The organism is Stenotrophomonas sp. LARHCG68 (genome assembly GCF_052871705.1).
Genome location: NZ_JBIXJV010000003.1, coordinates 529,878 through 543,040 on the forward strand (window position 1 = coordinate 529,878; position 13,163 = coordinate 543,040).

A 13,163-nucleotide genomic window follows, 5' to 3' on the forward strand; every position below is an offset into this window, starting at 1 on the left:
CCGGCCATTGGCCGGGCTTTTCGTCTTCATCCCTTCAGGGAATCAGAGCTGCGATTCCTGCACCTGCACCTTGAAGCGCTTGCGCATGCCATCGACGTAGGCCTTGGCCGCAGCGGCACCATCAATCTGGCTGAGCTGCTGCTTGAGCATGGCCTGCTGCTGTTCCGGCACTTCGGCGGGGTTGCCCGGGGTCACCTTGGTCACCGCGAACAACGCATAGCGACCATCCTCGAGCGCGACCTTGCCGTAGCTGGGCTTGTCGGCAGTCGGCGGCGCAGCGCTGAACACGGCACGGTTGGCGACAGCGCTGGGCATCGGCGCGTTGCGCGGCAGGCCGGGGATCGGCATCAGCTGCAGCTTCTCCGCCTCGGCCAGCGCCTGCAGGGTTTGCCCGCCGTTCAACTTGGCCAGCAGTGCATCGGCGGCCTTGTTCGAAGCCTCCTCGACGCGGTGCTCACGCACCGCAGCGATCACCTGGTCACGCGCCTTGTCCAGCGGAATGGCCTGCTCCGGCGTATGCGCGGTAACGCGGATCATCACGCTGTGGTTCGGCGCCAGTTCGATCGGATCGCTGACAGTGCCATCCTCGACCAACGCATCGGAGAACGCCGCCTTCAGCACCGCCGGGTTGGTGGCGATGCCGCTGGCGGTGGCACGGCTGAACGGCGCAAGGGTCTGCACCGGCAGCCCCACCTCCTTGGCCGCCGGCTCCAGCGCGGTCGGATTCTTGTAGACCAGGTCCACCAAGCGACCGCTCAGGTCGTTGAACGCACGCTCGGTGTCGGCCTGCAGCTGCTCGGCCGCCAACTGGTCACGCACTTCCTCGAACGGACGGCCTTCGCCACCCTTGATCTCGCGCAGCTTCAGCACGTGGTAGCCGAACTCGGTCTTCACCGGCCCGACCACGTCGCCCGCCTTCATCGCGAACAGCGCATCTTCGAACGGCTTGACCATCACGCCCTTCTCGACCCAACCCAGGTCACCACCGGTGTCCTTGGAACCGGGATCCTGCGAATTGGCCTTGGCCAGTGCGGCGAAATCGGCCCCCGGCCGCTTGGCCTCGGCGGCCAGCTGGGTGGCCTTGGCCTCGGCGGCCTTCTGCGACGCCTCGTCGCTGCCGGCGCTGATCAGGATGTGCGAAGCCAAACGCTGGTCCGCCGACACGAAACGTGCCTTCTCGTCCTCATAGCGCTTGCGCAGCGTCGCCTCGTCCGCAGCAGCAGCTGGCGGCATCGCCGCCGCGTTGAGCTCCACGTATTCCAGCGACACCGTCTCCGGCTGCAGGAACTGCTTGGGATGGGTGTCGTACCACTGCTTGATCTCGGCATCGCTGACCGCGGCGGTGTCGGCCTCCGGGGCCGGCAGCAGCGCGAACTCGGTGTCACGGGTTTCACCCAGCAGCTTCAACAGGCGCTCGCTTTCGCCCTTGGTGGTGAACCCCGACTGCGCCAACGCATTGGGAATGATCGACTGCTGCAGGCTGGTACGCACCAGCTGCTCGAACATCGCCGGCGTGCGCGGCGGGTTGCCTTGCGCCAGGGTCAGTCGGTACTGGTCGCCATCGAACTTACCGTCGCGCTTGAACGCGTCGATGCTGTTGATGTAATCGCGCACTGCGGCGTCACCGACGACGATATGCGCATCTTCGGCGGCCAGGCGCACCACCTGCTCGTCGATCAGCTGGTCGAGCACGGCGCGCTTGCTTTCGGTGGTCTCGAACTCACGCGGGTCGAAGTTGTCGCCCTGCATTTCGCGCGCCTGCATGCGCGCCTGTTCGAAACGCGTCCGGAAGTCCTCGACGCTGATCTCGTGGTGGTTCCACAGGAACGACATCGGCCACCACGACGGCGCCGAGCGCCACCACGACGGCGGTGCCGATACCTTGGCCACGTTCTGTGCGCCGACGCCACCGAGGTAGCTGTTGTCGATCACGAACAGGAACGGGATCATCAGCAGGCCCATGATCACGGTAACGATCCAGCCTGAGGTCTTGTCGCGAAGTTTCTGCAGCATGGGAAAAATCAGGGCCTATTGGCGAGCCGGGCAGTGTAACCCGCTTCCCCCTTGACTCCCAAACAAGCCCTCCGCAGGCGGGCGGCCAAAGAAAAAGCCCCCGGCTTGCGCCGAGGGCTTTTGAGACAACTGGCGGAGCGGACGGGACTCGAACCCGCGACCTCCGGCGTGACAGGCCAGCATTCTAACCAGCTGAACTACCGCTCCACGTTTTGACCCGTCCACCGCCGGAAACCCGACGATGCGCGCTCCGGGGAGCGACTTGATTAATGGCGGAGCGGACGGGACTCGAACCCGCGACCTCCGGCGTGACAGGCCAGCATTCTAACCAGCTGAACTACCGCTCCGCATTAACTTTTTTAGTTTTCCTTCAACCAAAGTGGTTTCGAGAAAACAAGGCCCCCGATCGCTCAGGGGCCGGTATGAAGTGGCGGAGCGGACGGGACTCGAACCCGCGACCTCCGGCGTGACAGGCCAGCATTCTAACCAGCTGAACTACCGCTCCACTTTCAAACTTTTCGTTGGTGCTTATTGGTGGGTGCTGAGGGTTTCGAACCCCCGACCCTCTCCTTGTAAGGGAGACGCTCTACCACTGAGCTAAGCACCCCCGGTGAGCCGCTTAGTTTACAGCGTCCTTCAGGGCTTTACCAGCCTTGAAGGCAGGATTTTTTGCAGCGGCGATCTTGATCTCTTCGCCGGTCTTCGGATTGCGGCCGGTGCGCTCGGCGCGCTCGCGAACCTGGAACGTACCGAAGCCCACCAGAGTCACGGCATCGCCCTTCTTCAGGGCCTTGGTGATCTCGGCGATGACAGCGTCAACTGCACGGCCAGCCTCGGCCTTGGACAGGTCAGCAGCAGCGGCAACGCCATCAATCAATTCGGTCTTGTTCATTCTGTAAAACTCCCTTTGCGGCAAATCCGCGGAATAGTTGGGTGGGTCGCTGCCGCTATGGCAAGGCAACGACCGGAGATCCTGCATTCACACCACATCGCAGAACAGCGTGTGCGCGAGTGGCACTTTTATACCAGCGCCCCCCTACCCACGCAAGCTGAAAAGCCAATAACGGCGCGGGTTTCGGGGGGTTTTGCGTTCACATTTCAATGCTTGACGCGCGCACTCGGAGCTGCCTTGGACTTGCCACGGACAGTGACACGCTGCGCAGTTTTACGCGTCTTCTTCGGCGCCAGCGGCGACTCCAACGCGATGTCCAGCACCTCGTCGATCCACTTCACCGGGACGATCTTCAGATCGCGGGTGACGTTGGCCGGGATATCCGCCAGGTCCTTGCGGTTCTCATCGGGGATGATCACCGTGCGCACGCCACCGCGCAGCGCGGCCAGCAGCTTTTCCTTCAGGCCACCGATGGCGGTGACGCGCCCGCGCAGGGTGATCTCGCCGGTCATCGCCACCTCGGCCTTGACCGGCACCTTGGTCAGGGTCGACACCAGCGAGGTGACCATCGCGATGCCGGCGCTCGGGCCGTCCTTCGGGGTGGCACCGTCGGGCACGTGCAGGTGCACGTCGTGCTTCTGCAGGAAGTCCACGTCGATGCCCAGCGCCTGGGCACGCGCACGCACCACCGACAGCGCCGCGGTCGCCGATTCCTTCATCACGTTGCCGAGCTGGCCGGTCAGCGTCACCGCGCCCTTGCCTGGGATCAGGGTGGACTCGATCTGCAGCAGGTCGCCGCCGACCTCCGTCCAAGCCAGGCCGGTGACCAGGCCGATCTCGTTGGCTTCCTCGGCGCGGCCGAAGTCGAAGCGACGCACGCCCAGGTACTTGTCCAGGTTCTTGCCGTCGACCACGACCAGCGCCTTGGCCTTCTTGGCGCCCTTCCTGGCCTTCTTCTCCACCTGCGGGCCCGCCAGCGCGATCTCCTTGACCACCTTGCGGCAGATCTTGGCGATCTCACGCTCGAGGTTACGCACGCCGGATTCGCGCGTGTAATAACGCACGATGTCGCGGATGGCGTCCTCCTCGACCGACAGTTCCTCGGTCTTCAGGCCGTTGGCCTTGAGCTGCTTGGGAACCAGGTAACGCATGGCGATGTTGAGCTTCTCATCCTCGGTGTAGCCGGGGATGCGGATCACCTCCATGCGGTCCAGCAGCGGGCCCGGGATGTTGAGCGAGTTCGAGGTCGCCACGAACATCACTTCGCTCAGGTCCAGGTCCACTTCCAGGTAGTGGTCGTTGAAGGCGTTGTTCTGCTCGGGGTCGAGCACTTCCAACAGCGCCGAGGACGGGTCGCCACGGAAATCCATCGACATCTTGTCGATCTCGTCGAGCACGAACAGCGGGTTCTTGCTGCCGACCTTGTTGAGGTTCTGGACGATGCGGCCCGGCATCGAACCGACGTAGGTACGACGGTGGCCACGGATCTCGGCCTCGTCGCGCACGCCGCCCAGCGACATGCGCACGAACTTGCGGTTGGTGGCCTTGGCGATGGACTGGCCCAGCGAGGTCTTGCCCACGCCCGGCGGCCCGACCAGGCACAGGATCGGCCCCTTCATCTGCTTCACGCGCGACTGCACGGCAAGGTATTCAAGGATGCGGTCCTTGACCTTGTCCAGGCCGTAATGGTCGGCGTCGAGCGTGTCCTGGGCGACCTTCAGGTCCTTGCGCACCTTGGTGCGCTTCTTCCACGGCACGCCCAGCAGCCATTCCAGGTAGTTGCGCACGACGGCCGCTTCGGCCGACATCGGCGACATCTGCTTGAGCTTGTTGAGCTCGTTCTTCGCCTTGGCCTCGACGGCCTTGGGCATGCCGGCCTCGGCGATCTTGCGGGCCAGCTCGTCCAGCTCGCCCGGCGCGTCGTCCAGGTCACCCAGTTCCTTCTGGATGGCCTTCATCTGCTCGTTGAGGTAGTACTCGCGCTGGCTCTTCTCCATCTGCGACTTCACGCGGCCGCGGATGCGCTTCTCCAGCTGCTGCACATCGATCTCGCCATCGACCAGGCCGACCAGCATTTCCAGCCGGTCACCGACCTGCAGCGTTTCCAGCAGCTTCTGCTTGTCGGCCAGGCGCACGCCGATGTGGGCGGCGATCGTGTCGGCCAGGCGCGCCGGCTCCTCGATGCCGGCCAGCGTCTGCAGCAGCTCCGGTGGCAGCTTGCGGTTGGTCTTGACGTACTGCTCGAACAGCGACATCAGCGAGCGGGCGATCGCCTCGATCTCGCGCGGCTCGCGCGACTCGTCCGACTCCAGCTCCACGCCGTGGCCCTGCAGCGCGCCGTCCTGCTCGTAGACCTTGTCCACGCTCACGCGCGACAGGCCCTCGACCAGCACCTTGATGGTGCCGTCGGGCAGCTTCAGCAACTGCAGCACCTGGGCCAGCGTGCCGACGGTGTACAGGTCCGCCGCCGCCGGGTCGTCGGTCTCGGCCGACTTCTGAGCCAGCAGCAGGATGCGCTTGTCCGCCTCCATGGCGCGTTCCAGCGCCTGCATGGACTTGTCGCGTCCGACGAACAGCGGAATGACCATGTGCGGGAACACCACCACGTCGCGTAGCGGCAGGACCGGCAGGTCGAGGACTTCGAGTTGGGACTGCGCCATGGCGGGCTCCACTGAATTCGGGGAAGGCTGAATAAAAAAGCCGATGGCCCCGTTATGGGGCCATCGGCTGGGGGTTGCAAGAGGCGGAAAATCCCGCAGCTGAACCACAGAATCCCGGTTCAGCCCCCTCTGAGACTGGCTCAGTCGCCGGACGCGGCCTTGGCCGGTGCCGGCGGGGTCTGGTAGATGATGTACGGCTCGGACTTGTTCTCGATGACCGACTCATCCACCACCACCTTGCTGACGTTTTCCTGCGACGGCAGGTCGTACATGGTGTCCAGCAGGACCGACTCGACGATGGTACGCAGGCCACGGGCACCGGTCTTGCGCTTGAGCGCCTTCTTGGCGATGGCCGACAACGCGTCCGGACGGAACTCCAGCTCCACGTTCTCCATCTCGAACAGCTTCTTGAACTGCTTGGTGATGGCGTTCTTGGGCTCGGTCAGGATCTTGATCAGGGCCGGCTCGTCCAGCTCCTCCAGGGTTGCCACGACCGGCAGGCGGCCGACGAACTCCGGGATCAGGCCAAACTTGATCAGGTCTTCCGGTTCGACTTCGGCCAGCACCTTGCCCACTTCCTGCTTGCGCTCGGCACTCTTGACCTTGGCACCGAAGCCGATGCTGCTGGTTTCCGAGGAACGCTGCTGGATCACCTTGTCCAGCCCGGCGAACGCGCCGCCGCAGATGAACAGGATGTTCTTGGTGTCCACCTGCAGGAATTCCTGCTGCGGGTGCTTGCGGCCACCCTGCGGCGGGACGCTGGCCACGGTGCCTTCGATCAGCTTCAGCAGCGCCTGCTGCACGCCTTCGCCGGACACGTCGCGGGTGATCGACGGGTTCTCGCTCTTGCGCGAGATCTTGTCGATTTCATCGATGTAGACGATGCCCTGCTGCGCCTTCTCGACGTCGTAGTCGCACTTCTGCAGCAGCTTCTGGATGATGTTTTCCACGTCCTCGCCCACGTAGCCGGCTTCGGTCAGCGTGGTGGCATCGGCCATGGTGAACGGCACGTTGAGCAGGCGCGCCAGCGTTTCGGCCAGCAGCGTCTTGCCCGAACCGGTCGGGCCGACCAGCAGGATGTTGGACTTGGACAGCTCGACGTCGTCGCTCTTCTGACGGCTCTCGATGCGCTTGTAATGGTTGTACACGGCCACCGCCAGCGTGCGCTTGGCACGGTTCTGGCCAATGACGTACTGGTCGAGCACTTCGAGGATCTCGCGCGGCTTGGGCAGCGAGCTGCGTGCCGACTGCGCCTTTTCCTCAAGCTCCTCGCGAATGATGTCGTTGCACAGCTCCACGCATTCATCGCAGATGAACACGCTCGGGCCCGCGATCAGCTTGCGTACCTCGTGCTGACTCTTGCCGCAGAACGAGCAGTACAGAATCTTGCCGCTGCTGTCCCCGGAACGACCTTGCCGGTCTTCGCTCATGCTTCGCTTACCCAGTTGCTTCCCCCTCTGAACAGGGGGTTCGATTTCGAGAATAGCACAGGGCCGGATGGACGCCAGTCCAGTTCCGACCCTGCAAAAAATGCCGTATTTTCGGCCACTTGCACCGTTACCCGGCCTGGATCGACTCGTCCGGACGACGCTCCAGCACCTGGTCGACCAGACCATAGGCTACCGAGTCGGCCGCACTCTTGAAGTTGTCGCGCTCGGTGTCGCGCGCGATGGTCTCCAGCGACTGGCCGGTGTGCTTGGCCAGCACCTCGTTCAGGCGCGAACGCAGGGTCAGGATTTCACGGGCATGGATGTCGATGTCCGTGGCTTGGCCCTGGAAGCCGCCCAGCGGCTGGTGGATCATCACCCGCGAGTTCGGCAGCGCATAACGCTTGCCGGCCGCACCGGCCGCCAGCAGCAGCGCGCCCATCGAGGCGGCCTGGCCGACGCAGATGGTGCTCACGTCCGGCTTGATGTACTGCATGGTGTCGTAGATCGCCATGCCGGCGGTGACCACGCCACCGGGCGAATTGATGTAGATGCTGATGTCCTTTTCCGGGTTTTCCGCTTCCAGGAACAGCAACTGCGCCACCACCAGGTTCGCCATGTGGTCGTCGATCGGGCCGACCAGGAAAATCAGGCGCTCCTTGAGCAGGCGCGAATAGATGTCATAGGCGCGCTCGCCACGGCTGGTCTGCTCGACCACCATCGGAACCATGTTCAGGGCTTTGGCTCGGTTGTCCATTTCGTGAGGCACCTATTCTTGAGAAGTAACCCCCGCGCCGGAGCGCGGGGACGGAACGCCCGCCGGTTTACTGGCGGATGGCTTCCTGGAACGACAGCGCCTGCTCGGTGTGCTGGGCACGCTCGGCGATCCAGTCGATGACCTGCTCTTCCATCACGCGGTTCTGCAGGCCAGCCATAAGCTGGGGATCATTACGGTACATCTCAATGACCTGTTCCGGCTCTTCGTAGGTCGAGGCGATCAGGCGCATGGTTTCGTTCAGGCGCTTCGGGTCCAGGCGCAGCTCGTTCTTGCGGGCCACCTCGCCGACCAGCAGGCCGACCAGCACGCGCTTGCCGGCCGCATCCTTGAAGCCTTCATGGGCATCGGCCGGTACATCGCCCGGGTTGCCGCCCTGGCGGCGGATGGCATCGATCTGCTGGGCCAGCATCGAGCGGGCTTCACCCTCGACCAGGCGCGGCGGCAGCTCGACCGAGGAATAGGCGGCGATCAGCTGCTCGCCGACTTCGCGGCGCAGACGGTTCATCAGCGCGCCCTTGAGCTCGCGCTCCAGGTTGGAGCGGATGTCCTTGCGGAACTGCTCCAGGTCGCCGTTCTTCACGCCGAAGCTCTTGATGAAGGTGGCGTCCACTTCCGGCACGTCCTGCTCGGACACTTCCACGGCCTTGACCGTGACCTTGACCGACTTGCCGGCCAGCGCCGGCACGCGCCAGTCAGCCGGGAACTCGACGTCCAGGACCTTTTCCTCGCCCTTGGCCAGGCCGACCAGGCCCTTCTCGATCTGGTCGAACATCATGCCCTGGCCGATGATGATGGTGCCCTTCTCGGTGCCTTCTGCCGGCAGGCGCTCGTCACCGGCCTGCGACCAGGTTTCCAGGCCGACCAGGTCACCTTCCTGGGCGCCACGGGTGACCGGCTTCCAGGTACGGCGCTGCTGGCGCAGGTTCTCGATCATCTGGTCGATGTCGGCGTCGGTGATCTCGGCGGTGTGGCGGACCACGGTCAGCTTGGTCACGTCGACGTCACCGAAATCCGGGATCAGCTCGACGGTGGCCACAAAGTCGAACTCGCCTTCGCCGGCCTTGTCGATGCGCGGGTTGCCGGCGATGCGCAGCTCGTGCTCGCGCAGGGCGGCGTCGAAGGTTTCACGCAGCAGGCCGTCCATCGCCTCGGCGCGCACCTGCGGCCCGAAACGCTGCTCGATCACCTTGGCCGGCACCTTGCCCGGGCGGAAGCCCTTGATACGCGCGGTACGCGCGATTTCGCCCAGACGCCCGTTGATGTGGGTCTGCAGACGGTCGGCCGGCAGCGAGAAGCTCAGGCGGCGTTCCAGGTTGCCGGTGGATTCGATCGAAGCTTGCATGTTGACTCCTGCCACCGGTGGCGACGGCCCCCGGCACGATGTGGTGGTTGAAACGATCCCAGGCGGCGGATTTCCGCCGCAGCCCTCTAGTTTGGCCGATAACGGCCGGCACCGCCAGCAGTGGGGGGCCATTCAGGGCGGCAGGAAGCGCGCCCGGCGGCGGGCGCGGTGAACCGGGCAATGGTGCGAAAGGGGGGACTCGAACCCCCACGCCTTGCGGCACTGGAACCTAAATCCAGGGCGTCTACCAATTCCGCCACTTTCGCAAGGCCGGTTCAGGGGCGCCATTGTTGCAGGCCAACCCCGAAAGCGGAAGCCGGGACGAACGCGGCAACCGGCAATAAAAAAGCCACCGGATTGCTCCGATGGCTTCAATTTGGTGGGCTGTCAAGGATTCGAACCTTGGACCTATTGATTAAGAGTCAACTGCTCTACCAACTGAGCTAACAGCCCTGAAACTTCGGCGCGAATTGTACACCAGCGGTGTTTTTCGCACCAGCCCGAAAACACGGGGCTTACACTTAAAGAAAAAGCCACCGGATCGCTCCGGTGGCCTTTCAAAATGGTGGGCTGTCAAGGATTCGAACCTTGGACCTATTGATTAAGAGTCAACTGCTCTACCAACTGAGCTAACAGCCCTGAAAATCAGGAGGCGAATCTTAACGCATCCTTCTTTTTTTTGAAACCCCGAATTTCACCTCGGTGCTTCTTCATTCAGTGGGGTGGCTGAGGGGATTCGAACCCCCGACCACCGGAATCACAATCCGGTACTCTAACCAACTGAGCTACAGCCACCACTGAAACAACAACCTTGCCTACCGCTTGCGCCGATTGGCGCGCCCGACAGGAATCGAACCTGTAACCGCCGGCTTAGAAGGCCGGTGCTCTATCCAGTTGAGCTACGGGCGCTCAAGACCGGATCGTCGCACTCCGGTGCGCCTTGAGTGCATCGGATGGTCGGGGTAGAGGGATTCGAACCCCCGACATCCTGCTCCCAAAGCAGGCGCGCTACCAGACTGCGCTATACCCCGGCGGTGAATCTCTCCGGTGCCCCGGAAAGGTCGGCTATTGTCGGAACTGAAGCCGGATCTGTCAACGACAATTTTCACTTTCGTCGATACAGGTATGCTGGGCGGGATAAACCCTCCTCACCCAGCCATGGAGCATTGCATGCGCAGCGGCAATCCGGCCCTTTCCGAATCCACCTTCCTCGACCTTGGCAGCGGCACCGTCGTCTCGCGCGGCGCCGATGCGATGACCATCAACGGCACCGTCAACAAGACCGGCATCCTGCTGCTGCTGGCCGTGCTGACCGCCGCCTTCGCCTGGAACGGCACGATCAGCGACAGCGGCGAACTGCTGCCGGCCGCCAAGCTGTACCTGTGGGGCGGCATGATCGTCGGCTTCATCCTGTCGCTGGTGACGATCTTCAAGAAGACCTGGGCACCGGTCAGCGCACCGCTGTACGCCCTGGCCGAAGGCCTGTTCCTGGGCTCGATCTCGGCCATCTACGAGGTGCGTTTCAACGGCATCGTGTTCCAGGCCGTGATCCTGACCTTCGGCACCCTGTTCGCGCTGCTGTTCGCCTACCGCAGCGGGCTGATCAAGGCCACCGAGAACTTCAAGCTGGGCGTGGTCGCGGCCACCGGTGGCATCGCGCTGGTGTACCTGGCCACGATCGTGCTGGGCTTCTTCAACATCCAGATCCCCTACATCCACCAGTCCGGCCTGATCGGCATCGGCTTCAGCCTGTTCGTGGTGGTGATCGCGGCGCTGAACCTGGTGCTGGACTTCGACTTCATCGAAAGCGGCGTGGAAGCCGGCGCCCCGAAGTACATGGAGTGGTACGGCGCGTTCGGCCTGATGGTCACGCTGGTGTGGCTGTACATCGAGTTCCTGCGCCTGCTGTCGAAGCTGCAGTCGCGCAACTGAGCCGACCGTCATGCTGGAATCGAAGGGCGCCGCGAGGCGCCCTTCTTGTTTGTGTTTTCCTGCATTGATGGGGTGAGGACTGGCTTGTTGTCCGTGTATGCGGGGTTGTTTGCAGCGAAGAACTTCACCCCTCCCCTACCCTCCCCTTCGCCTTCGGCGAAAGGGAGGGGGCAATAGCGTCGGTTTCGCCGAAAGGGAGGGGGCTAATGCGTTGGCTTTGGTGGCGGACAGGCAAAAAGAAACGGAGCGCTTGCGCGCTCCGTTCTGATTGAACCACAAGCGTTGGCCGGTGGATCAGATGCGGCTGGCGATGGCCTGGGCGAAGCCCATGGTGGTGCCGGTGCCGCCCAGGTCGCCGGTCAGCGAATCCTTGGCTTCCATCGTGGCGACGATGGCCTTGCGCAGGCGCTCGGCGTTTTCCGGCTGGCCGACGTGGTCCAGCATCTGTGCAGCGGCCAGCATCAGCGCGACCGGGTTGGCCTTGCCCTGCCCGGCGATGTCCGGCGCGGTGCCGTGCACGGCTTCGAAGATCGCCGCGTCCTTGCCGATGTTTGCACCCGGGGCCAGGCCCAGGCCGCCGACCAGGCCGGCGCACAGGTCGGAGATGATGTCGCCGAACAGGTTGGTGGTGACCAGGATGTCGAACTGCTCCGGACGCATCACCAGCTGCATGCAGGCGTTGTCGACGATCATTTCCTGGAATTCGATTTCCGGGTACTGCGCGGCGACTTCACGGGCGACGTTCAGGAACAGGCCCGAGGTCGACTTGATGATGTTGGCCTTGTGCACGGCGGTGACCTTCTTGCGGCCGGTGCTCCTGGCCAGCTCGAAGGCGTAGCGCACGATGCGCTCGGAACCCTTGCGGGTGATGCGGGTGCCGGAGAACGCGGTCTCGCCGTCGGCGGACACTTCCTGGCCTTCGGCCAGGTAGGCGCCTTCGGTGTTCTCGCGCACCGTGATCATGTTGATGTTCTCGTAGCGCGACTTGGTGTTCGGGAACGAGATGGCCGGGCGCACGTTGGCGTACAGGTCGAACTGGCGGCGCAGGGCCACGTTGATCGAGCTGAAGCCGCCGCCCACCGGGGTGGTCAGCGGGCTCTTCAGAGCGACCTTGTTGCGGGTGATCGATTCCAGCGTGGCAGCCGGGATCAGCTCACCGTGCTTTTCCAGCGCGACCAGACCGGCGTCCGCATCTTCGTACTGCAGCCCGGTGTTGAGCTTGTCCAGTACGAACAGGGTGGCGTCCATGATTTCCGGGCCAATGCCATCGCCGCGGATGACGGTGATTGTCTGCGTCATTTGTTAGGTATTCCGAACAGGGAGGAGTGATAGCGCCATCCGGCTGCCCGGATACCGGCGCGTATGAAACAGTTTCAACTGTCAATTATGCCTGATCCGGCCCCCTCCCCCAACTGGACCATGGTCTGGGGTTCAGCCGTGGTCGTGCCCGGCCGGGGCCTCGGCGGCACCGCTCTCCAGCTGGTCCAGGAAGTCCACCGCGCGGCGCAGGTGCGGGATGACGATCGACCCGCCGACCACCAGCCCGACCGAGAAGGTCTCGAAGAACTCCTCGCGGGTCACCCCGGCCTCCTTGCACTGGGCCACGTGGTAGCTGATGCAGTCGTCGCAGCGCAGCACCAGCGAGGCGACCAGGCCGAGCAGCTCCTTGGTCTTCACGTCCAGCGCGCCGGCCTGGTAGGTCTGGGTGTCCAGCGCGAAGAAGCGCCGCACCACCTGGTTCGGCTCGGCCAGGATGCGCTGGTTCATGCGCTGGCGGAACTCGGTGAACTCGGCCACACGGTCCTTGTCGGTGGGCTGGCTCATGCGCCCTGCCCCGCCAGCAGCGGCTCCAGCTTGCCGGCGCGATGCAGGGCCATCATGTCGTCGTAACCGCCCACGTGGACCTCGCCGATGAAGATCTGCGGCACGCTGGTGCGACGGGTCAGGGACATCATCTTCTCGCGCTCGGCCGGGTCCAGGTCGATGCGGACTTCGGTCCAGGACTGGCCCTTGCTCTGCAGGAAGTTCTTGGCCGCCACGCAGTACGGGCAGACCGCCGTGGAGTAGATGGTGATCTCCGGCGCGCCTGCGCCATTGGCTTGGTTGCTCACGAGGAAAC

General features: G+C 63.9%; 10 protein-coding genes and 10 tRNA genes. 1 reads left to right on the forward strand and 19 read right to left on the reverse strand.

The window, feature by feature from the left end:
- Positions 1–42: 42 nt before the first annotated feature.
- The 16 genes from ACIPR8_RS13615 to ACIPR8_RS13690 form a co-directional block, all read right to left on the reverse strand.
- The gene (locus ACIPR8_RS13615) at positions 43–2,013 is read right to left on the reverse strand and encodes a peptidyl-prolyl cis-trans isomerase (protein ID WP_446541370.1); all 1,971 of its coding nucleotides are present in this window, start codon (positions 2,011–2,013) and stop codon (positions 43–45) included.
- Between the two features lie 130 nt (positions 2,014–2,143).
- Positions 2,144–2,220 (reverse strand) — tRNA-Asp (locus ACIPR8_RS13620).
- Between the two features lie 63 nt (positions 2,221–2,283).
- Positions 2,284–2,360: transfer RNA gene (locus tag ACIPR8_RS13625), tRNA-Asp, on the reverse strand.
- 81 nt (positions 2,361–2,441) lie between these two features.
- Positions 2,442–2,518: transfer RNA gene (locus tag ACIPR8_RS13630), tRNA-Asp, on the reverse strand.
- Positions 2,519–2,545: 27 nt separating this feature from the next.
- A tRNA-Val gene (locus ACIPR8_RS13635) sits at positions 2,546–2,620 on the reverse strand.
- Between the two features lie 12 nt (positions 2,621–2,632).
- Entirely contained in the window at positions 2,633–2,905 is a 273-nt protein-coding gene (locus ACIPR8_RS13640) for an HU family DNA-binding protein (RefSeq protein ID WP_132862574.1), read from the reverse strand.
- Positions 2,906–3,111: 206 nt separating this feature from the next.
- On the reverse strand, positions 3,112–5,565 hold the full coding sequence (lon, locus tag ACIPR8_RS13645; RefSeq protein ID WP_313254047.1) for an endopeptidase La: 2,454 nt from the start codon (positions 5,563–5,565) through the stop codon (positions 3,112–3,114).
- A 140-nt stretch (positions 5,566–5,705) separates the two neighbouring features.
- Positions 5,706–6,995, reverse strand: coding sequence for an ATP-dependent Clp protease ATP-binding subunit ClpX (gene clpX / locus ACIPR8_RS13650; RefSeq protein WP_132862572.1), 1,290 nt, complete (start codon positions 6,993–6,995; stop codon positions 5,706–5,708).
- A gap of 127 nt (positions 6,996–7,122) precedes the next feature.
- A complete protein-coding gene (gene clpP / locus ACIPR8_RS13655; RefSeq protein ID WP_132862571.1) occupies positions 7,123–7,749 on the reverse strand; it encodes an ATP-dependent Clp endopeptidase proteolytic subunit ClpP in 627 nt (208 codons plus the stop codon).
- A 67-nt stretch (positions 7,750–7,816) separates the two neighbouring features.
- Positions 7,817–9,112 (reverse strand): trigger factor, encoded by a 1,296-nt coding sequence (tig, locus tag ACIPR8_RS13660; protein WP_446541371.1) that lies wholly within the window; start codon positions 9,110–9,112, stop codon positions 7,817–7,819.
- 181 nt (positions 9,113–9,293) lie between these two features.
- A tRNA-Leu gene (locus tag ACIPR8_RS13665) sits at positions 9,294–9,378 on the reverse strand.
- Between the two features lie 111 nt (positions 9,379–9,489).
- Positions 9,490–9,565, reverse strand: a tRNA-Lys gene (locus ACIPR8_RS13670).
- 110 nt (positions 9,566–9,675) lie between these two features.
- Positions 9,676–9,751 (reverse strand) — tRNA-Lys (locus tag ACIPR8_RS13675).
- Between the two features lie 79 nt (positions 9,752–9,830).
- Positions 9,831–9,907, reverse strand: a tRNA-His gene (locus ACIPR8_RS13680).
- A 37-nt stretch (positions 9,908–9,944) separates the two neighbouring features.
- Positions 9,945–10,021, reverse strand: a tRNA-Arg gene (locus ACIPR8_RS13685).
- A gap of 45 nt (positions 10,022–10,066) precedes the next feature.
- Positions 10,067–10,143 (reverse strand) — tRNA-Pro (locus tag ACIPR8_RS13690).
- A gap of 139 nt (positions 10,144–10,282) precedes the next feature.
- Between ACIPR8_RS13690 and ACIPR8_RS13695 the strand changes: the two genes are divergently transcribed.
- Positions 10,283–11,044: a Bax inhibitor-1/YccA family protein gene (locus tag ACIPR8_RS13695; RefSeq protein WP_132862569.1), complete on the forward strand. Its 762-nt coding sequence runs from the start codon at positions 10,283–10,285 to the stop codon at positions 11,042–11,044.
- A gap of 294 nt (positions 11,045–11,338) precedes the next feature.
- Here the strand turns inward: ACIPR8_RS13695 and ACIPR8_RS13700 are convergent, their stop codons facing one another.
- The 3 genes from ACIPR8_RS13700 to grxC all read right to left on the reverse strand — a co-directional run bounded on the left by ACIPR8_RS13700 (position 11,339) and on the right by grxC (position 13,155).
- A complete protein-coding gene (locus ACIPR8_RS13700) occupies positions 11,339–12,343 on the reverse strand; it encodes an isocitrate dehydrogenase (protein WP_192286549.1) in 1,005 nt (334 codons plus the stop codon).
- 132 nt (positions 12,344–12,475) lie between these two features.
- Positions 12,476–12,868, reverse strand: a complete 393-nt coding sequence (locus tag ACIPR8_RS13705; protein ID WP_192286550.1) for a carboxymuconolactone decarboxylase family protein — start codon at positions 12,866–12,868, stop codon at positions 12,476–12,478.
- Positions 12,865–13,155: a glutaredoxin 3 gene (gene grxC, locus ACIPR8_RS13710; RefSeq protein ID WP_446541372.1), complete on the reverse strand. Its 291-nt coding sequence runs from the start codon at positions 13,153–13,155 to the stop codon at positions 12,865–12,867. The genes ACIPR8_RS13705 and grxC overlap by 4 nt, the downstream gene beginning before the upstream one ends.
- Positions 13,156–13,163 lie beyond the last annotated feature (8 nt).